Genomic DNA, 21,214 nt, shown 5'->3' on the forward strand with positions numbered 1-21,214 from the left:
CCCGTACTATGTCAAAAGTTAAGTATCGTTATAATCCAGAAACGCTTAGCTACGATAAAATTGATAAAGGTTATAAGTATTATATATCCAGAGCATCCATCTATTCATTATTTGTATTATTGGTAGGTGTGCTTAGTTTCTTTATTTACCCGCATGTTATTAAAAGCCCGGTAGAGAAACGATTAGAGAGAGAAAACCATCAGTTATTGGCGCAATACGATGTCATGAATAAAAAGCTGGATCAGCTTGAATTGGTTTTGGATGATATAGAATTACGTGACGAAAATATTTATCGTACTATTTTTCAGGCCGACAGTATTCCTAATAGCATTCGAAGAGCAGGTTTTGGTGGTGTGAATCGCTATCAACATCTGGAAAGTATGAATAATGCAGATATGGTTGTTTCAACAGCCCGACGTCTGGATATTGTAATGAAGCAGTTGTATGTACAGTCGACTTCATTTGATGAAGTTATTTCGCTGGCCATGCGCAAAGAAGAGATGTTGAGATGTACGCCGGCTATTATGCCTATCTCCAATCGAGACTTGCGTCGCACCGCATCAGGTTGGGGACCCCGGATTCATCCTATCTACAAAGATAAGCGAATGCATTGGGGAATGGATTTTACTGCACCAACAGGTACTGATATATACGCAGCAGCAGATGGTGTAGTTTCTCGCATAACTGTTGGGAAGATTAGTTCGGGATATGGTAAGCGTATTGAGATTGATCATGGGTTTGGATACAAAACACTTTATGCTCATTTGCATGATTTCAATGTAAAGAAAGGGCAAAAAGTGAAGCGCGGTGATGTTATCGGTTATGTGGGGAGTACAGGAGGTAGTACAGCGCCTCACCTACACTACGAGGTGCATGTTAAGGGTAAAAAAGTAAACCCGCATCACTACTATTTTAAAGAAGATTTTACTGCTGAGCAGTATGATAAAATGATTCAAATATCGACTAATTCGAATCAGACATTTGATTAGGGAAGAGTTAATTCGAAAATACGAAATTGAGAAAAGAGGTGACTGTTGAGTTGCCTCTTTTTTGTTTTGTGTAATCGAGAATCTCCATCCGAGCCTTAGGCACGGTACTTCCCCTTTTGCTCAGGATATGAGGGAAGATGTGCTTAAATGATGTTAGTACAGTCATTTATTTTTTTACTCACAGCAATTTTTTTGGTTCTGTATGGATTAGAGTGAGCAAGCCCAAGAATTACCCTATGGCCTTGGCTGGTGAGCCATAAAACAAGGTTGTATATGACGTTTAAGAATCGTTTTCTGTTCGAGCGAAGTGAGTTTAAACGATTCCAGTCAATCAACCGTAGTTTTATGAGCTTAAGCAGGCGTAGCCAAAGATTTTTTTGCTTGCGTTTTTTCATCTTTGAAAAAATGAAGTCGGGGTTTGGGGTTGAAAACCCCAGAATGATAGTAAGAGTATTACCCACTAAATATCATATTGAGCCATTTTTTTTCGCATTCAAGGGAAGTGAGAAAGCGAAAGTGGTATTAGAAATAAGCAATAGACAAAAATATTCATGTTTTAGGGAAATGCCATAAGCAACGAAATACCCGTTAAGCACATCTAAAGCACGAATCGTATGAAGCCTTTCACAAAAAAAAGGTGACCGCATGGCCACCTTTTAGATATGAATGAATAGGAATTTCGTTTTAAAAGGAATTTCAACTACTCATGTTCTATTTCTCTAATTTCTCCAATTCAAGCGCTAATTGATCAACCAATACGTCCAACTGATTAATAACTGCCATAATGGTTTCTTTCTGCGTTAAATCAACACCAGCTTTTTTCAACTGTTCCATCGGATGATCGTTGCCACCAGATTGAAGCAGAGTGATATAACGATCTAACGCCGCTTTGCGGTCTTTCTTTTTACCTTCGGTTACATCTTTATATAACTTGGCCGATGATGCAAAACACGTTGCATACTGGTATACATAGAATGGAGAATTGTAAAAATGAGGAATGCGAGTCCATGCATAACCTGAATACATGGTTTCTTCTGAGATATCACCATAATACGTATTGGCCAATTCTTTCCAAACGTTGGTTAGGATGTCAGCATTAATAGGCCGACCTTGCTCGGCCATTGTGTGAACCTGATATTCGTAATCGGCAAACATCGTTTGTGCATAGAAGGTTCCAATAATTCCCTTGATGGTTTGATTCAATAAAGCAATGCGCTCTAATGGATCTTTTGTATTTTCCATCATGTATTCAAGCAACAGGTGCTCATTGAAAGTCGACGCTACCTCAGCCACAAAAATCGTATAGTTATGAGTAGCAAATGGCTGTGTTTCATTAGAAAGTGTGGTGTGCATTGTATGACCTAATTCATGGGCCAGGGTGAACACATAATTCAAGGTTTCATCGTAGTTTAATAACATGTAAGGATGAACACCATATACACCCGATGAGAAGGCCCCAGAGCGTTTCCCCGGATTTTCATATACATCTAACCAGCCGCTTGAGGTAGCTGTTTTTAGCTTGGCCTGGTAATCCTTACCTAGAGGCAATACTGATGCTGTTACGATGTCAACGGCTTCATCATAAGGGTATTTCTTATTAAAATCAACCAGACTTATTGAGCCATCATATCCATAATACTTCTCAAGTCCTAATACTTGCTTACGTAGCTTAGTGTATTTCTGAACAGGAGCTGTGTGTTCTTTAACGGTGTTAATAAGGTTTAGGTAAACGTCGGTAGGAATGGCATTACCTTCTAAAGCAGCATCGAGGCAAGTTGGATATTTGCGCGCACGAGCCGAAGCCCAATCCGACTGAACGATTCCATTATAAATGGCTGCATAGGTATTCTTATTCTTATAATATACATCGTAAAAGGCTTCATAAGCGATACGACGATCATCCTGATTTTGGTTATTCGTTACTACATTAGAATAGCCACCAGGCGTCACTTTTACTTTTTCACCACTTGATAATTCCACTTCTGGAAATTCTATATCGGCAGTAGATAATGCTTTAAATACATTGCCAGCTGTTCCTGTCACATTAGAATAATACGACATCAACTGTTCCATTTTTTCACTTAATACATGCTTCTGTAAGCGGTACATGTCCAATAGATCGAACTGATAAACTTTTAAGGCATCATTATCAGCAATCCACTGCTTCATCGTTTCTTCAGGAATCTGAAGCATTTCGGGTGACATCCAGGCTGTTTCAACGCCAAACTGTGCAAACATCAATTGTACTTTCTGAAGTTTAGCCTGAAGCTCCATATTGCGGTTATCAACAGTGCTTTGAAGCGAAACAAATTGATAGGCTTTGTAGGCCTTCTTCATCAAGTCTTCCTGCACTTGCATTAAGGCCAGTAAATTATCAGCGCTTTCACCTAACTTACCTTTGTGGGTTTGTATGGTTTCCATATCCTGGGTAATCGCTTTTAGATCAGCTTCCCAGGCGTCCCAACTTGTATAGATATCATCAAAGTTCCATTTGTACTTCTCCGGAACTTCTTCTCGTGTTTTGTAATTGACCTGTGCTACAGCCGATAAGCCTGTAACAGCTAACATACACATTAGTACTAAGTGTTTCATTTGGATTAATTTTTAAGTGATTGATTTAAGAATAAATGGGACAATTCTTAAACTCTTTTTTCAATAAACACAGAGGCGCTGCGGCTGGTTCACTATATATTAACCCTTTGCCACAACGCCTTTTTTTATGCTTTGGGCATTATTAAATGCCTAAATTTTTTCTAATAGCTTTTGGTATAGCGTCTTTGTGTACCATTATGGCAACAGTGTGCTGACGCATATAACTTTCTGACATATATAGATAACCATCATAACCGCCACGGTTGGTTCCCCAGCTGTTTTTTGTTTTGTAATACGCGGTACCGTTTTGATCTTTTGATAAACCAGTGATATGCATCAAGTGATCATCGGTCGATTGCCAGGATAAGAAAGCTTCCTGGCGAAGCTCTGGCGTAATTTCTTTTTCTTCTTGTGGAGCAAAGCCTTTTTCCTCATCAACAGGAATAATAGCAGCACCCAATTTATGTGAGAAAAACTTTTCACTAACATCACCATCCCAAACAAACGAGTAGTTGTTGGCCAAAGCATTGTCCATCACAACCATTAATTCTTTTAATGGTAGGTTGTAATAAAAGTCATCGCTCCAGTTATCCGGTACTTCAAGGTTGAAGGCTGTGTAATAAGGGTGATGTGTATACGATGTTAATTCGATGTAATTATCAGCATCAATTTTCACCTCTTTAGCATAGTCCTGTGGTGTTTTGCCGTCCACCTGAGCAGGCACCTCGCCTAAATAGATATCTAAGATAGCGTCTTGTACTTTGTACCATACTGATGATGGTGAAGCTTTGCGGCCTTTAATGTAGTTGTCAAGTAGAACTTTTTGTGATGAGGCCAATTCGGAGTGATTATGCGGCTTGCTAACATCACGACGTCCCGGATAAGCTTCCTCTGTAGCAATGCCATGTTCTGCCACAACCTTCATGACATCATGGGCTTGCCCTCCTTCGCTAAAATTACCTTTGCCATGAGCCATCACATATAAACGAGCTTTTTCGGGGTAAGCATAACGTACAAAGTACATTTCCGAAAGGTTTAATTCAGGACCATTCTGACGAATGATTTCTGTTTCAAGAAAAGAAGTAGTGGCGTATGACCAACAAGTTCCTGTTCTGTCCTGGCTTTTAACAGGTGTGGTTTTAATGTCGTGCACCGGCGTAAACTCAATGGTGCTTTTTTGCTCTTCCTGTGCCGTTGCACCAAATGCAATGGCGCCAGCAAGCATTAATAATTGTAGTTTCTTCATGATTTACTTTTATGATATAGCCGCCAGAGGCTAGAAACTAGACACTAGCGGCAGTATTTTAAAAATTATCAAAAAGCCTCCATATGTGCTAAATAGCTCAAGGCCGGACTTTCTTCGTGAAAAAATAAAAGCTAATTTCTAGTTTCTAACTTCTAGCCGCTATTATTTTTTTCCTTCACTAACAGTGGCTTCCACTTCGTCAACAGTAATTGGAATACGCTCACCAAGAATGCGACAACCATCTTCAGTTACCAAAATATCGTCTTCTAAACGAACACCTCCAAAATCTTTATATCCTTCTACTTTATCGTAGTTGATAAAGTCGGTGTGTTTTTTCTCAGCCTTCCATGTATCGATTAAGGCAGGAATAAAATAGATGCCAGGCTCGTTGGTCACCACCCAGTTAGGCTGTAAAGTGCGACCTAGGCGTAGCGCTGATAAGCCAAATTGTGTACTGCGCTCCATCTCATCCATGTAACCAACCAAGGTGTCGTTGTAATCTTCCATGTCATGAACATCTAAACCAATCATATGACCTAATCCATGTGGGAAGAACATCGCATGCGCACCAGCTGCAACAGCTTCATCAACATCACCTTTCATCAAACCTAAGTCTTTAAGACCGGATGCAATGACACGTGCCGCTACCAGGTGAGCTTCTTTGTATGTTACCCCTGGTTTAGTTGCTTCGCGGCTAACGTTATTAGCATCTACTACAATTTGGTAAATTTCTTTCTGACGCTGACTGAATTTTCCACCTACAGGTGATGTACGCGTATGGTCGGTTGCATAATGTAAAGGTGATTCGCTACCGCCATCAACCAATAATAAATCGCCAGCACGCAATGTATTACTGTGATCGTGGTTATGCAACGTTTCACCACGCTTGCTACAAATAATTGGGAATGAAACCATTCCGCCGCCACTCATAGAAATGCCTTCCATGGCACCTGTAATTTGTTGCTCGGTAGCACCATCCTGAGCCATACGCATAGCTGTTGTGTGCATTTGGTAGGCGGTGGCCATGTGGCGCTCCATTTCTTCAATTTCACACAGTTCCTTAACCGAGCGAATTTCAATACAAGCTTTTGTTAATTCAAGAGATGTCTTGTTCTGAACCTCATTGTGATGACAAGCCAATAGATCGGCCAACCACATAATATTTTCACCACGATATGGAGGATTGAAATGTATTTTCTGACCTGTTTTAAGAGCATTACTAATCATCTTAGCTAAATCGGCCATTGGTCTTGTATTCTCAACACCTACCGATGCTGCTTTTTCAGACATGGTAGGTTGCGGCCCCATCCAAATGATATGCCCTAATGAGATATCATCACCAAATAAGTATTCTTTGTTGTTATCAATATCAATGATGGCTGCATGGTCTTGTAAGTCAATCCCAAAGAAATATAAGAAGGTACTATCCTGGCGGAAGTGGTACACATTATCCTTGTAATTCATTGGTACATCGCTGTTCCCTAGCATTAGTATTAGCCCCGACTCAACCTTCTCAGCAAGTCGCTTACGTCTATTTATATACGTCTCTTTTGAAAACATGATTAATGATTTTTAAAAATTGGATTTCAATATACAGTTTTTAACAACAAAGAGAAACGACTTTTATCACCTTGTTATACAGGCTAGAAACTTGATCTTAGAATTTAGCTGTCTTTTTATGTTTAGGATTCTCATTATTCTAAAATACAATGAGGCTTTAGAATGTTGTAATCGTTGATTTAGCTAGCGACTTGGCTTTAGCTTCTGGCGGCTATTTTAAAAACCTGATTTTGCTCAATTTGCCTTTTGTCATGTATATGAAATAAATAAGCTTGTAATTTCGCTCAAAATCGAAAAGACAAAAACTTTATATATGGATACTAAATCATTTCAGGCAGCAATACTCGAAGGAATTCCTGAGGTGTTGCCGGCACCTAAGGCTTACGAAGCAAGCATTAATCATGCGCCAAAGCGTAAGGAAATACTAAGTGAAGGTGAGAAGAAGCTGGCATTACGTAATGCTCTACGCTACTTTCCTGAGAAAGAACACGGAGAATTAGCTCCTGAATTTTTAGAAGAGTTAAATACTTACGGACGTATATATATGTACCGTTTGCGTCCGGATTATGAGATGAAAGCTCGTCACCTGGAGCAGTTTCCTCATCAATCAAAGCAGGCAGCAGCTATTATGCTGATGATTCAGAATAATTTGGATTATGCTGTGGCGCAGCATCCTCATGAGTTAATCACTTATGGAGGTAATGGTGCTGTTTTCCAAAACTGGGCACAATATCGTCTTTGTATGAAATATCTGGCTGAGATGACAGATGAGCAGACTTTAGTAATGTATTCGGGTCATCCAATGGGCTTGTATCCTTCACATAAAGATGCACCTCGCGTTGTTGTAACCAATGGTATGATGATTCCGAATTACTCTAAGCCTGATGATTGGGAGAAATTCAATGCCTTGGGTGTGACACAGTATGGTCAAATGACAGCCGGTTCATTTATGTATATTGGCCCTCAGGGAATTGTGCATGGTACAACCATTACCGTTTTAAACGCAGGGCGTAAAATTTCAGGTGGTAAAACTGACTTAGCCGGTAAGCTGTTTATTACAGCAGGATTAGGTGGTATGTCTGGTGCTCAGCCTAAAGCAGGTAACATTGCAGGTGTGATTAGTATAACTGCTGAAGTGAATGAAAAGGCAACGTATACGCGTCATTCGCAAGGATGGGTTGACGAAGTGATTTCGGATTTAGATGAGTTGGTTGCCCGTGTTGAGAAAGCGAAAGCTGCTAAAGAAGTCGTGTCAATAGCTTATCAGGGTAACGTGGTTGATGTGTGGGAGAAATTTGCTGAAGAAGGCATCAAGGTAGATATGGGGTCTGACCAAACGTCGTTACACAATCCGTGGGCAGGAGGTTACTACCCGGTAGGATTATCGTTTGAGGAGTCAAACCAGATGATGGCCGAAAATCCTGACTTATTTAAAGAAAAAGTACAGGAAAGCTTACGTCGTCATGTGGCAGCGGTTAACAAATGTACCGATAATGGTATGTATTTCTTTGATTACGGAAATGCTTTCTTGTTAGAATCAAGCCGTGCCGGTGCCGACATTATGAATGATAAGGGCGACTTCAGGTATCCATCGTATGTACAGGATATTATGGGGCCTATGTGTTTCGACTTTGGATTTGGTCCGTTCCGATGGGTATGTGCCAGCAACGATCCAAAAGATCTTGAAGTAAGCGATAAGATTGCTACCGATGTATTGGAAGAGTTGATGCAGGAGTCGCCAATTGAGATTCAGCAACAGATGGCTGATAATATTCTTTGGATTAAAGAAGCAGGTAAAAATAAGATGGTTGTTGGTTCGCAGGCACGCATTCTATATGCCGATGCCGAAGGACGTACACGCATTGCTGCCGAATTTAATAAAGCCATTGCTGATGGTCGTATTTCGGCACCCGTTGTACTTGGTCGCGATCATCACGATGTATCGGGTACTGATAGCCCATATCGTGAGACATCAAATATTTATGATGGTTCGCAATTTACAGCTGATATGGCTGTTCAAAATGTGATTGGTGATTCGTTCCGCGGAGCCACATGGGTATCTATCCACAATGGTGGTGGCGTAGGCTGGGGTGAAGTAATGAATGGTGGTTTTGGAATGGTGTTAGATGGTTCTGACGATGCTCATCGCCGCTTAACCAACATGTTGTTCTGGGATGTGAATAATGGTATTTCACGCCGTAGCTGGGCTCGTAACGAAGGTGCCGTTTTTGCTATCAAACGTGCCATGAAAGCTAATCCGAATTTAAAAGTAACCATCCCAAATATGGCGGATGATAACTTGATAGATGGCTTATTTTAATATATTACCCAATCAATCGAAAAAACGGAAGGGCTTGTCATTTGACAAGCCTTTTCTTTTACTAAAAAAGCTGCCATCCTTATATAAGATGACAGCCATGAAATATTAGGGAGGAAAGTTTTACTTTTTGATCACTTTTTGAGTTGTCGTATTACCATCAAAAAAATCAACTTGTAATATGTATAGGCCAGCTTTAAGACCAGTAGTCTCGATATATCCATCGATTGAATTGTTGTTTTTAAGAATCTGGTTGCACGCAGCATTAAATAAATGAATAGCTTTTATTTTACGGCTTGATTCGATTCTTATATCATTATAAAATGGATTAGGGATAACTTTAATTTTCTCTGTTTTTGGAGTATAACTATTTGTTGCTGTACTGTTCGATGCTCCGGGCGTTGGAGTTCTTGAAACAAAAGCGGATGTATTTCTGGCACCTCCTGCGCCATCAGTATCTCGTTGCAGGGAGGTTTCTGTATCATCAATTAATTGTACTTCATCCGCATTAAGGAGCGTCAATAATACCTCATTTGGGGAATTTCCATAGACAACAGCATCAACTAAATTATCTAATGTCAAAGGCGTATCGTTTGTGAAACTGTTTGGGTGATCTTTATAAAGGGCAATTGCATCAGTGCCATTTTGTAAGCTGCTTAATGAAATATCAGCCCCGGCTACATTTCCAATGACAAAATAGCCATTGGCTTCAATACTGTAGATATCCAAGGGATAATTGGCATAAGAAGCATTGTCGCTTCCATTGTACAAGACCAGTTCGTATCCATCTAATGAAATACTTGAAGCAGAAGAATTGTAAAGTTCAATAAACTCTGCGACATCTGAACCTGTTTGATCAGGATCAATCTCATTAATTAAGATTTGTGCGTTGCTGTGGTTTACAATCAAAAGACATAGGGGAAGGAGTAATAGTTTTTTCATATGACGATTATTTGTTCATTAAAAGATTGATACAATAATAAACCATACCAGTCTCAAATTTTGAGACTGGTAAAAGTATTTGGTAAATATTTTAATGAATGATAGCCTCTATGGTGCTGATGTAACATGCGTGTCTCTAAGAGAATAGAGTTTTATTAGCTCAGTTCTTTCAGAATTACATTTGAAATGTCAAATTAACGATGTTCAAATTTTTCTTGCCTACTGAGCAGAGTCAATCTTAGAGTTGAATGCAGTGATTTTACGTTTGATATCAATGGCGTATTCTCCTGTGTTGAGTTGACTGGCTTGCTCAAGATAGAACCGACATCTGTGCATGTTGTTTTGTGAGAGCATGATTTTTGCCGCTTCAATGGCTGCATAAGGCCCAATGTATCGCGTGTCATTTTGAGTCACTTCTATAACTTTGTCAAAGGATTGTATAGCTTCAAGATGCTTATTCAGTTCCACATCTATTTTAGCTAAACGATAGAAGAATTCGGCCAGATAAAACGACTCAAGTTCGTTAGGGTCAATCGTCGAAAGTAGTTGATGAGCACCATTGTAGAAACCTCCATCGTACAACAAACGTGCTTTGAGCAGATCGACAGGTACCGACTTCAGTTGAGCAACTTCTTTCGCAGCTTGTCTGTCATTTGTGGTGGGAAGTTTTGTTTGTTGATGAATAATTTGAATGAGACTATCGCGCTTTTGATTATCATGTTGTATGTGGAAATACCAGGCTTGACGCATCATAGCGTCTGTTTTAAATGAATTCCCTGAATAATTTGAAAGAAAGCTTTGTAATGCATTGTAACTATTAGTGTCGAGTTGATTGAGTTTGACTCGGGCATGTTGGTATTGTAGTAAGGGGAAAGAATCAAACTGCTTGGCTTCTATTGATTCCATGAAATCCAACCCATCTTGTCCCATTCTATTTTTAACTGCAAGTGAAGCAAGTACAAAATTTAAAATGGGAGAAGCGTTGTTCTGTGATTGTTGAATCAGAAGAATTGTTTCTTTTTTCCTGGCATTGCCAAACTTCAGCAGGCAATAGGAGTAGAGAACCTGTGCTTCCTGGTTATTAATATTCGTTTGAGCGTATTGTTTCATTTCACTGAGCCCTTTATTTAAATCACCCTCCAGTCCAAAAAGAGAAGCCCAAAACTGGTAATTTACTGGAATCTGACTAAGAAATACATTGAATATAGCCTGTAGCTTTTGATATTCATTGGGGTAGCTTTCTGCATTAATTCTGCGAAATAGCCGATGTGCTTTGTAAAATGAACGGGCACCATCAGTATTTGAACCTGAATTCCAGTGCAACAGGCTTTGTTGAATAAGTAAGGTCACCAGCATCAACTGCTGACGGTCAGATACATCAAACTGGACTTCAAATTGGTCAATGTCTTTATGAAAAGTATTTGCAAAAAGTTCTCTCTCATTCACCTGATAAGCGATAAACAAACCGTATAAACGAAGATATTCATCCTGCAGGCTGGCCTCTGATCTTGCTGATATTAATGATAGAATATCAGCTTCAGGCGTATGGTAGGTTTGTTGTAATTCATTCTGACCTTCAATTGATAAAAAATGCTCTTGCTGTGCAAATGTTGAGACTGCAAAGAGCGAAGTGAAAAGTATGGTCAGGATGTGCTTCATTGGCTTAAAAATACTAAAAGCTATAAACAAAAACAGCCGGAACAAGTCCGGCTGCAAATATATTATTTAAGATATAGCTTATTCAGCTTCTCCACCAATGGCATTGTCAACCAAGATACGACCACAGTACTCACAAACGATAATTTTTTTGCGAGATGCAATGTCCATTTGGCGCTGAGGTGGAATTTTGTTAAAGCAACCGCCACAAGCATCACGTTCAACAGTTACAACTGCTAAGCCGTTGCGTGCATTCTTGCGAATACGTTTAAAGGCAATTTGTAAACGCTCAGGAATGATGTTCAGAATCTTATCAGATTTCTCCATCATGCGCTCTTCCTCAACTTGAGTTTCGCCAACAATCTCTTCAAGCTCTTTTTGTTTAGCCGATAAATCAGCTTTACGCTCTTCAACCAATGTTTTTGACGACTCGCCAAGTTCTTTCTTATTTTTAAGCTCAACAGTAAACTCTTTGATACGCTTTTCGCATAACTCAATCTCTAATTTCTGGAATTCTATTTCCTTAGACAATGAGTCGAATTCACGATTGTTACGTACGTTACCTTGCTGGGCTTCGTATTTCTTAATAAGTAAATCAGCTTCTTTAATCTCGTTCTTTTTACTCAGGATGGCGTCATTTAAATTTTTAACCTCTCCATCAAGGTTACCCATACGAGTTTCAAGCCCCTCTACTTCATCTTCCAAATCCTGAACCTCCAATGGAAGCTCACCACGAAGGGTGCGAATTTTATCAATTGATGACTCTACGCTTTGTAGGTCGTAAAGAGCCTTTAAGCGCTCCTCTACTGTCATCTCTTGTGCATTTGCTTTCGAATTTGCTTTTGCCATGCTGTTATAAATAATTTACGGGATTCGTATTCACGTTCGATAAATGGATTGCAAAATTAGAGAATTTTTTTGTAAGTATCTCAAAAAAAACTTCTTTAGTGTATTGTTCGCTCTCAAAATGTCCAATATCAGCAATTAAAATCAGGTCTTCAGCATCGGCAAATTGATGATATTTAATATCTCCGGTCACAAAAACATCGGCTTTTGCACCTATTGCCTTGCCTAACAGAAAGCTACCTGAACCGCCACAAAGTGCCACACGTTTAATGGGTTTATTCAAAAGATTCGTGTAACGAACACATCCTGTTTGAAAAGTATTTTTTAATCGGTTTAAAAAAGTGGCTTCATCCACCTCATGAGGTAATTCGCCAACCATACCTATGCCAGTTGTTGTCCATTCATTGGCCAAAGGGTATAAATCATAGGCTACTTCTTCATATGGATGTGCATTTAATAGTGCGCCAATAATACGCCCTTTCAGGTAGGCAGGTAAAATTGTTTCAATTCGTACTTCTTCTTCCTGATGTATTTTTCCTACTTCACCAACAAAAGGATTGGCACCATGGCCAGCTCTGAAAGTTCCTTCGCCACTCGTGTTGTAGCTACAAGCATCGTAGTTGCCAATTTGACCGGCACCTGCCTTAAAAATGGCTTCACGCACTTTCCCGGCATGTTCAGTAGGTACGAACGTTACCAACTTTAGTAAGTTTTCTTTTTTAGGGGACAGAATTTTGCAATTTTCGAGCCCTAACTTTTCGCACATTTTACCACTTACGCCATTTATCACCGAATCGGCATTGGTGTGCGAGGCATATAAAGCAATGTTATTCTGGATGGCTTTAATGACCATTCGCTCGGTGGCATTGCGTCCATTTATTTTTTTTAGGCCTGATAACATAATAGGATGGTGAGAAACAATCAGATTGCATCCTATTTTAATGGCTTCATCAATTACCTGTTCAGTAATATCTAAAGTAATAAGTACGCCAGTGGCCTGATGACTGGCATCGCCAACCAATAGTCCTACATTATCAAAATCTTCTTTGAGGGCCGATGGAGCGAATTGCTCCAATTCGTTAATTATTTCCTGAATCTGCACTTTGTCTTAATCTATGTTATCACGAATTTCAACCAATAATTCACGGATGTCTTTTAGTTTAGACACCACTTCAAAATTATTGACAGTATCATCATGATTCTCTTTCAATTTTTTTTGAGCGCCTTTAAGCGTCATGCCTTTTTCCTTAACCAAATGAAAAATGAGGTGAAAATTCTCCACATCCTTAGGCGTAAACATCCGGTTGCCTTTTTTGTTTTTGTGCGGTTTAATAATATCAAATTCCTTCTCCCAAAAACGTATCAACGATGTATTTACATTGAACATCTCAGCAACTTCCCCAATGGGGTAGAACAATTTCTCTATTTTTTGCTCTTTGTAAGGCATGATTTCGAATTTTACGACCGCTGTTATTGATTGCTATAACACAATATTAACGGTATTTTGGCGAAAAGCCAAATGCAGCTGTTTGGGCTCAATAGCAAAATTGTATCTTTATAAGCAAAATGGCAAAAAGCATGTTGAAATTTTCTTTATCAGTCTGTGTTTTTATGTGGTCGCTTACAATGCTGTCACAAAGCAATAATGGATTGTCGTTTGTAGGAGTAGGCGATATGATGTTAGGGACGCATTTCCCTTCAGAAGACTATTTGCCGCCTAAGGATGATCCGTGGCCAATATTGCAAGAAGTTGCTCCTGTTTTTGCCGATGCCGATTTGGTTTTTGGTAATCTGGAAGGTGCTTTTCTGGATGAAGGTGATGTGTTTAAACGCTGTAAAGACTTAAGTAAATGCTATGCTTTTAAAACGCCTACGCGTTATGCACCAGTGTTAAAAAAGGTAGGTTTTGATTTGTTGAGTATTGCCAATAATCATATTCGCGATTTTGGTCCTGAAGGATTAAAAACTACCCGCCATTTACTGGATAACCTTGAAATTGCGTATGCTGGATTAATGAATAAACCTTCAGTAATTACGGAGGTTAATGGAAAGATAATTGGTATGTGTGCTTTTGCACCCAATACAGGTACCGCTCAAATAGGCGACATTGAAGGTGCTGCCAAAATTGTAAAATCATTATCAGAAAGTTGTGATTATGTCATCGTTTCATTTCATGGTGGGGCAGAAGGAAAAAAACATATGCATGTGACCCGGGAAACAGAGATTTTCTATGGCGAAAATCGGGGGAATGTATATAAATTCTCACATGCGATGATTGATGCTGGTGCTGATGTCGTTTTTGGTCATGGACCACATGTGCCGCGTTCCATCGAGATCTACAAGGATCGTTTTATCGCTTATAGTTTAGGTAATTTTTGTACTTATAGTCGTTTTAATTTAACAGGTGCCAATGGTTTATCGCCTGTGGTTCAAATATGGACCAATGATGATGGTTCTTTTGTACGTGGAAAGATTCATTCGTACCATCAGATAAAAGGCAAAGGTACTTTACGTGATCGTAGTAATGCCGTAGTATTTAAAATGCGTGATTTAACTAAGATAGACTTTCCTGAGTTAAATCATCGCCTTGTTATTGATGATGATGGTGACTTCTATATGCCTTATGAAAAACCACTTGAAAGTTTTGGATTTACTATGGAAAACAATCAGGTACAGTCACCAAAACAACTCTAATTATTATTCCACTTACTGATTAGGAGTAGGCCGATAAATGCAAATGCACCATTGTAAATTAGCTTTTCGAAACCCATAGAATAGTTGTAATCCAATAGGCCAATAACTACTGGTGATAAAATGGCAATAAGCGGTACATAGCGATCGTGAACTTTGAGTTTTGTAAATAATCCAAAGGCATACAGGCCTAATAATGGTCCGTAAGTGTAACCTGCTAGATTAAAAACCGTGCTGATAACGCTGTCATTATTAAATATTCGGAACAAGAGGATAACTACAGCCAATAGTACGCTAAATGCAATATGTACCTTAAAACGTATCTTTTTGGCATGTGCATCACTTTTCTTTTCAACATTCAAAATATCAACGGAGAATGAAGTGGTAAGTGAAGTTAGCGCTGAATCGGCACTTGAATAGGCAGCAGCCACTAAGCCAAGCATAAAAAATACACCAACAACTTTTGGAAGGTAGTCGCCTGTAGCAATAATTGGAAACAGGTCGTCAGAGCGTTCAGGAATAGCAATGCCCTGGTTGGCGGCGAATAAAAACAATAACACACCTAAGCTCAGGAATAGCAGGTTAACCGGAACAAATGAAAACCCGTACCAGTACATATTTTTCTGAGCATCTTTCAAATTACGACAAGTAAGGTTCTTCTGCATCATGTCCTGATCAAGCCCGGTCATCACAATGGTGATAAACGCACCTGAGAAGAACTGTTTGATAAAGTGCTGTTTCGAGTTCCAATCACTGAATTCAAATATCTTAGAGAATTCGCTATCGGCAATGGTATTGATCATTCCAGAAAAAGACAAGTTCATTGATTTGGAAATAACTACAACCGTAATGCCGACACTTAGCAGCATAAAAAGTGTTTGTAGTGTATCGGTCCATATAATGGTTTTAATACCACCCCGGAATGTGTAGAGCCAAATCAATAAAATGGTGACTAACACCGTAATTTCAAATGGAATATTGAAGGCATCAAAAACGGCTATTTGTAATACATTAGCCATCAGGTAAAGTCTGGCTGAAGCACCAATGGTTCGTGACAATAAAAACAGGACAGCACCTGATTTATAGGACCAGAATCCAAATCGTTCATCTAAATAAGTGTAGATGGAAGTTAGGTTTAGTTTGTAGTATAATGGCAAAAGTATGTGTGCGATAACTAAGTAACCTAAGAAATAACCAAACACCATTTGCATATAAGTCAGGCCAGTAGAAGCAACCCAGCCAGGAACAGAAATAAAAGTAACCCCTGACAATGAAGCACCAATCATTCCAATGGATACGATGTACCAGGGCGATTGCTTATTACCTCTGAAAAAGGTGTCGTTATCCGACTTTTTACTGGTAAGAAATGAAATGAGGATTAATACGCCAAAATATCCGGCGATGATGCTTGCTGTTAATGCTGGATTCATTTGATTTTGAATTTTTCAGCACTAAGATAGGATTATTAGTCAGAAGCTCGAAGCGTATATATCGAAGCTATTAATCTATATAGTATGTTGAACAGGTTCAGAGTAGAATAGCGAATCTAACATCCGATTTACACTCCACGACGTTCGGCAACGATCATTAGTGCTTCTTCTCTAATGATGTCCGGTGGATTAATCTGTCGAATCTGAAGACTTTTGAGCCAGCCTGCTACTTCTCTTTCTTTAAGGGTGATAAGGACTTCGCGAAACTGTTCTATTTGATCATCATTGTAACTGTTTGCGGCCATTTCTTTGTAGTTATCAAGCTCTTCATCTTCGTAATATTCGGCCTTATCGTTACTGCTTAATAAACTATCGGATTCGCATACTTCATGGGCCCCACAGCAATCATCAGCAACCTCAGTCGGCGCTTCATTATCTCCCTCACCATTTGACTTACGTGAGAAAAAGTAAGCCAATATCAATGCTACTACTATGCCTGCCAATAAATAAATCATGCTGCAAAATTAAAAAATAGTTAGAAGTATTAAGGCAGAAGGCAGAAGTTTGTTCATTCCTTCCTTCTGCCTTCTGCCTTAATTTTTATACTATAATTAGTACTTCCACTTGTTGGCTAATGCTACTAGCGAAAGCATAACCGGTACTTCTACTAAAACGCCTACTACAGTCACTAATGCGGCTGGAGATTGCAGTCCAAACAACGCGATTGCTACAGCTACTGCTAATTCAAAAAAGTTACTGGCACCAATCATGGCAGCCGGTGAACAAACAGCATGAGGCAGTTTGAGCTTTTGTCCGCCAAACCATGCGATAAAGAAAATCAGATAGGTTTGAATGATAAGTGGTACTGCCACTAAAACAATAATCAATGGATTTTCAGTGATGTTGTGTCCCTGAAATGCGAATAGTAGTACTAATGTCGCTAATAAGGCAAAAATACTGACTGGCTTAAATTTCGGTAAGAAAGTTTCAGTAAACCATTTGGCACCATGCTTTTTTACCAAAAAGTGGTTGGTTAATGTGCCTGCTAAAAGCGGAACAACTACAAACACCACAACACTGGTTACGAGTGTGTCATAAGGTATTATTATATTGGTTACGCCTAATAAAAAGCCAACAATAGGTACAAATGCTACTAATATAATTAAATCATTGACCGACACCTGCACTAAGGTGTAGTTTGGATCGCCATCGGTTAGGTAAGACCAAACAAACACCATGGCTGTACATGGTGCTGCACCTAATAATATAGCTCCAGCAATGTATTCTCCGGCTAATTCAGGTTCAATAAATGCTCCATAAAGTTTAGTGAAGAATATCCAGGCAAAAAAGGCCATTGTAAATGGCTTTATCAACCAGTTGATGACTAATGTTAGAATTAATCCTTTAGGACGTTTACCCACATTTTTGATGCTCGAAAAATCAACCTGAAGCATCATTGGGTAAATCATTAACCATACTAAAACGGCTACGAGAATATTTACGCCTGATATTTCGAGGCTGCTCAAGATGGTTACTGTTTCACCAAAGAAGTGACCAATTAAAATACCACCTCCAATGCATAAGGCTACCCATAGAGTTAGGTATTTCTCAAAAAAGCCAATTTGTTTTTTATTTTGAGTCATGATAAAGAACTATAAGCTACCAGCAACTAGTCGATAGCTATTTGTATTACTTAATATTTTTTGTATAAAACTTGTAAAAACCTTCTTTAATCTCATCGCGCACACGGTGGAATTCACTCATGATAAATTCATCTGTTCCTTCAACGTGTGATGGGTCATCAAAGCCAATGTGAAGGCGATGCTTAACGTCTCCCATAAAAGCCGGACATGCTTCATTGGCGCCACCGCAAACAGTTATTACATAATCCCATTTTTCACCAAGGTATTTTTCAACCGAATCAGATGTGTGGCCACTAATATCGATACCAATTTCATTCATTACCTGAGCGGCCTTTGTATTTAGTTTACCTGAAGCTTCGGTGCCTGCTGAGTATACTTCAATGTTTTTGTCGAATGATTGTAAAAAACCATGTGCCATTTGGCTTCGGCAACTGTTACCAGTGCATAAAATCAAAATTCTCATTGTATTCTTATTTAGATTATTAACATTCTTTTGATTGAAAATTATTAATGTTTTCAAGCTCAGTGCAAAAGTCAATGCCAAGCTTTGTTAGTTTTTCTATTCCACACGGGTTAAGGCAATAATTTGTTTTACTTCCCTGAATAGTTCCTTTGATTAGTCCTGCTTTCTTTAACTCGGCAATGTGCTGATTAACCGTTGTTCGTCCTAAAGGAACAATTTCAGTAATGTCGCCTGAGAAACAAGCATCTCGATTGCCAAGAAACTTTAAGATTTGCAATCGTGCCGGATGACCGAGTGCTTTAAATATAAGCGCTAGTTCCTGAAGATCATTGTCAAATAAATCGGTTTTTGCTTGAGGCATATTTTAAGGGTAAATTGATAATTTCTATAATAAGTGGAAATCTTTAAAAATCATTCCGACGTAAAATTACGTCAAATAAATGACGTAAAAATACGTCGAAACATGTTTTAATAATTATTTAACATTCAGGCACAAAAAAAGGGAAGCACAAGCTCCCCTTTAAAATCTTATTTTCAGAATGATTGTTTAGATTTCCATGTTCATTGCAGCACGAACTTCTTCTAAAGTTTTTTGAGCCACACTACGTGATTCAGCAATGCCTTCTCGCAAGATGCTTCTCACAAAGTCTAAATCATTTTCTAATTGAGAACGACGATCACGAATTTCGCGGAAGTGCTCATTAATTGCTTCTGTTACAACCTGCTTTAACTTACCGGCTCCTTGTTCACCAATTTCTTCAGCAATTTTTTCAGGAGATCCACCCGTTGATAAAGCCGCTAATCGTAATAGATTCGCAACCTCAGGACGATTCGTTGGATCGTATGTAATCATTCGCTCTGAATCTGTTTTGGCCGACTTGACCGCTTTTAAAGTTTCATCAGCAGTGGCCTTAATCATGATGGTATTATTACGGCTCTTACTCATTTTCTGTCCGCCATCAAGACCAAGTATCATTGGCGTTTCGCTTAATAAACCAACTGGTTCACGGAAAACGCGAGCTTTAAATTTCTTATTAAAGCGCTTGGCAATGTTGCGCGTTAATTCGATATGAGGTAATTGGTCTTTTCCAACAGGTACCACATCACTTTTACAAAACAAAATATCGGCCGCCTGGTGAACAGGATAAGTGTACATGCCCGCATTAATCACATTCTGTCCTGATGCCTGAATCTCTTCCTTAATAGTCGGATTCTTACTTAATTCTGAGTTTGAAACCAAGGATAAGAAAGGCACCAATAATTGGTTCAATTCAGGAATGTGGCTATGTGGGAATATATGCGTCTTAAACTTATGAGGGTCTAATCCACAAGCTAAATAATCGATGGTTAATTCCTGCACATACTTTGAAATATCCTTAAATACATCACGATCGGTCAACACCTGGTAATCGGCAATCACAATAAAGGTTTCAACACCTAGGTTTTGCAGACGTACTCGATTCTGTAATGAACCAAAATAATGGCCAATATGCAGGTTGCCCGTTGGTCTGTCGCCTGTTAAGACTCTGTGTTTTTCAGGATTTATTTGTAAATCAGCCTCTAATGCATTACTCTTTTGCACGGCTCTGTCAAACGATGCATTGATTGATTCAACTATATTTTCTTCTGCCATCTGGAACTTATTTAAACAACGAATATAAGTTTTCGTCTAATGTGTTAATAAAGAGCTGCAAAAATGGGTAAAATTGTGATGATTTGAAAATATGAGATAAGGTAAATTACGAAATAGATAGTAGGTAGATGAATAGTCGCTTGGTACAAGTATGAAGGCGAAAGTTAAGATGCCAGAATAGAGAGAAGTGCGAACCTTTTTATTCATCAAAGAGGCTGTATTGAGTGCTATTCAGCTGATTGCTTATATGGCTTATCCCATCCGCATTACTGAAACCAATTAATGGCTTCTAAGGTAATTAATGCCCATACGATGTATCGAAGTAATTTACCAATAAACATACCTATGCTTACCCATACAATATTTACTTTGAGCAAACCCAAAATAACAGCAATGACATCTCCAACTCCAGGTAGCCAGCAAAAGAATGCTACCCACAATTCTTTGCCTTTAATTCGTTTCTGAGTTTTATTGATTTGACTGTGCTTGATTTTTAAATATTTCTCAATCCATTGGATTTTGCCTAGCCAGCCAAGTCCATACGAACTCATGCCACCTAACCAGTTGCCTAATGTGGCAAGTCCTAAGCACCAATATAAATTGTAGTTTGTTGCTAACATGCCCGATAGGAGTGCCTCAGAACTAAAAGGTATCACAGTAGCTGCCAAAAATGAGGCTAAAAACAGCGCAAAATATCCTGAATCAAATAGCATTTTCATTGAATTGTGTCACAAATGTAAGAAAATAAGGGCTTTGTATTGAATTTTTTTTTCTTCCGAAAGTCATTGTTGGTAAGACTTTCAGCGATTTTGTAAAAAATAATATAAAAAAATATGGTACTATGCATTGCAAAGTACCATCCTATAGCCGTATATTTGTAATGCATAATTCATTGTTTAAGATAGTATTTTAATCATGTTATTATTTAATTCAATATCAAATCGTCGGGTAACAGCAGTTACAGTTCTAATGTTACTTGCTGTGGCAGGTCTTAATGCTCAAGCTGAAAAAACGGATACTTGTAAAATCATCAGTCATAAAAAGACAGTTGAGGTAGTTGAAAAAGAAGTGTCAGTAAAAAGGAGTCAACCGAAAGAGAAGAAGAATACTAAGAAAAAGAAAAACAATCAGAACATGGAAAGTGCCTTCTTATTTAAACAGCATTCTATACACCAGTTATAAGATAGCTAATTAAAAAGACTGCTT

At 38.8% G+C, this 21,214-nt stretch carries 19 protein-coding genes; 4 read left to right on the forward strand and 15 right to left on the reverse strand.

Going from position 1 to position 21,214, the window contains the following annotated elements; all coding sequences use genetic code 11:
- Nucleotides 1-8 precede the first annotated feature (8 nt).
- Nucleotides 9-989, forward strand: a complete 981-nt coding sequence (locus JIV24_RS01640) for a M23 family metallopeptidase (RefSeq protein WP_200463254.1) — start codon at nt 9-11, stop codon at nt 987-989.
- Between the two features lie 711 nt (nt 990-1,700).
- Here JIV24_RS01640 and pepF read toward each other — a convergent pair.
- The 3 genes from pepF to JIV24_RS01655 all read right to left on the reverse strand — a co-directional run bounded on the left by pepF (nt 1,701) and on the right by JIV24_RS01655 (nt 6,387).
- Entirely contained in the window at nt 1,701-3,581 is a 1,881-nt protein-coding gene (gene pepF, locus JIV24_RS01645; RefSeq protein WP_200463255.1) for an oligoendopeptidase F, read from the reverse strand.
- Between the two features lie 142 nt (nt 3,582-3,723).
- Entirely contained in the window at nt 3,724-4,827 is a 1,104-nt protein-coding gene (locus JIV24_RS01650) for a C1 family peptidase (RefSeq protein ID WP_200463256.1), read from the reverse strand.
- A gap of 162 nt (nt 4,828-4,989) precedes the next feature.
- The gene (locus tag JIV24_RS01655) at nt 4,990-6,387 is read right to left on the reverse strand and encodes an aminopeptidase P family protein (RefSeq protein WP_200463257.1); all 1,398 of its coding nucleotides are present in this window, start codon (nt 6,385-6,387) and stop codon (nt 4,990-4,992) included.
- A gap of 313 nt (nt 6,388-6,700) precedes the next feature.
- On the opposite strand from JIV24_RS01655, the gene JIV24_RS01660 reads away from it, so the two are divergent.
- A complete protein-coding gene (locus JIV24_RS01660; protein ID WP_200463258.1) occupies nt 6,701-8,707 on the forward strand; it encodes a urocanate hydratase in 2,007 nt (668 codons plus the stop codon).
- Nucleotides 8,708-8,827: 120 nt separating this feature from the next.
- Here JIV24_RS01660 and JIV24_RS01665 read toward each other — a convergent pair whose 3' ends face one another.
- The 5 genes from JIV24_RS01665 to JIV24_RS01685 all read right to left on the reverse strand — a co-directional run bounded on the left by JIV24_RS01665 (nt 8,828) and on the right by JIV24_RS01685 (nt 13,595).
- The gene (locus tag JIV24_RS01665) at nt 8,828-9,646 is read right to left on the reverse strand and encodes a lamin tail domain-containing protein (protein ID WP_200463259.1); all 819 of its coding nucleotides are present in this window, start codon (nt 9,644-9,646) and stop codon (nt 8,828-8,830) included.
- A 219-nt stretch (nt 9,647-9,865) separates the two neighbouring features.
- Nucleotides 9,866-11,305: a hypothetical protein gene (locus JIV24_RS01670; RefSeq protein ID WP_200463260.1), complete on the reverse strand. Its 1,440-nt coding sequence runs from the start codon at nt 11,303-11,305 to the stop codon at nt 9,866-9,868.
- A 78-nt stretch (nt 11,306-11,383) separates the two neighbouring features.
- Nucleotides 11,384-12,151 (reverse strand): zinc ribbon domain-containing protein, encoded by a 768-nt coding sequence (locus JIV24_RS01675; RefSeq protein WP_200463261.1) that lies wholly within the window; start codon nt 12,149-12,151, stop codon nt 11,384-11,386.
- 4 nt (nt 12,152-12,155) lie between these two features.
- Complete coding sequence (locus JIV24_RS01680) at nt 12,156-13,250, reverse strand: Nif3-like dinuclear metal center hexameric protein (RefSeq protein WP_200463262.1); 1,095 nt, start codon at nt 13,248-13,250, stop codon at nt 12,156-12,158.
- A gap of 6 nt (nt 13,251-13,256) precedes the next feature.
- Nucleotides 13,257-13,595 carry a MerR family transcriptional regulator gene (locus tag JIV24_RS01685; protein WP_200463263.1) on the reverse strand — a complete coding sequence of 113 codons (339 nt, stop codon included), beginning with the start codon at nt 13,593-13,595 and terminating at the stop codon, nt 13,257-13,259.
- Nucleotides 13,596-13,726: 131 nt separating this feature from the next.
- On the opposite strand from JIV24_RS01685, the gene JIV24_RS01690 reads away from it, so the two are divergent.
- Nucleotides 13,727-14,842 carry a CapA family protein gene (locus JIV24_RS01690; RefSeq protein ID WP_200463264.1) on the forward strand — a complete coding sequence of 372 codons (1,116 nt, stop codon included), beginning with the start codon at nt 13,727-13,729 and terminating at the stop codon, nt 14,840-14,842.
- On the opposite strand, the gene JIV24_RS01695 is transcribed toward JIV24_RS01690, so the two are convergent.
- From JIV24_RS01695 to JIV24_RS01725, 7 genes are all read right to left on the reverse strand, one after another.
- Nucleotides 14,839-16,269: a sodium:solute symporter gene (locus JIV24_RS01695; RefSeq protein ID WP_200463265.1), complete on the reverse strand. Its 1,431-nt coding sequence runs from the start codon at nt 16,267-16,269 to the stop codon at nt 14,839-14,841. The genes JIV24_RS01690 and JIV24_RS01695 overlap by 4 nt on opposite strands.
- A 128-nt stretch (nt 16,270-16,397) precedes the next feature.
- Nucleotides 16,398-16,784, reverse strand: a complete 387-nt coding sequence (locus tag JIV24_RS01700) for a hypothetical protein (RefSeq protein ID WP_200463266.1) — start codon at nt 16,782-16,784, stop codon at nt 16,398-16,400.
- Nucleotides 16,785-16,880: 96 nt separating this feature from the next.
- The gene (gene arsB / locus JIV24_RS01705; RefSeq protein ID WP_200463267.1) at nt 16,881-17,912 is read right to left on the reverse strand and encodes an ACR3 family arsenite efflux transporter; all 1,032 of its coding nucleotides are present in this window, start codon (nt 17,910-17,912) and stop codon (nt 16,881-16,883) included.
- Between the two features lie 46 nt (nt 17,913-17,958).
- Nucleotides 17,959-18,375 (reverse strand): arsenate reductase ArsC, encoded by a 417-nt coding sequence (locus tag JIV24_RS01710; protein WP_200463268.1) that lies wholly within the window; start codon nt 18,373-18,375, stop codon nt 17,959-17,961.
- A 19-nt stretch (nt 18,376-18,394) separates the two neighbouring features.
- Nucleotides 18,395-18,736 carry an ArsR/SmtB family transcription factor gene (locus tag JIV24_RS01715; protein WP_200463269.1) on the reverse strand — a complete coding sequence of 114 codons (342 nt, stop codon included), beginning with the start codon at nt 18,734-18,736 and terminating at the stop codon, nt 18,395-18,397.
- 186 nt (nt 18,737-18,922) lie between these two features.
- Complete coding sequence (trpS, locus tag JIV24_RS01720) at nt 18,923-20,008, reverse strand: tryptophan--tRNA ligase (protein WP_200463270.1); 1,086 nt, start codon at nt 20,006-20,008, stop codon at nt 18,923-18,925.
- A gap of 266 nt (nt 20,009-20,274) precedes the next feature.
- On the reverse strand, nt 20,275-20,721 hold the full coding sequence (locus JIV24_RS01725) for a YqaA family protein (RefSeq protein WP_200463271.1): 447 nt from the start codon (nt 20,719-20,721) through the stop codon (nt 20,275-20,277).
- A gap of 202 nt (nt 20,722-20,923) precedes the next feature.
- On the opposite strand from JIV24_RS01725, the gene JIV24_RS01730 reads away from it, so the two are divergent.
- Nucleotides 20,924-21,190, forward strand: a complete 267-nt coding sequence (locus JIV24_RS01730) for a hypothetical protein (protein WP_200463272.1) — start codon at nt 20,924-20,926, stop codon at nt 21,188-21,190.
- The last annotated feature ends 24 nt before the right edge of the window (nt 21,191-21,214 follow it).

It is taken from the genome of Carboxylicivirga marina, assembly GCF_016612505.1.
Taxonomy (GTDB): domain Bacteria; phylum Bacteroidota; class Bacteroidia; order Bacteroidales; family Marinilabiliaceae; genus Carboxylicivirga; species Carboxylicivirga marina.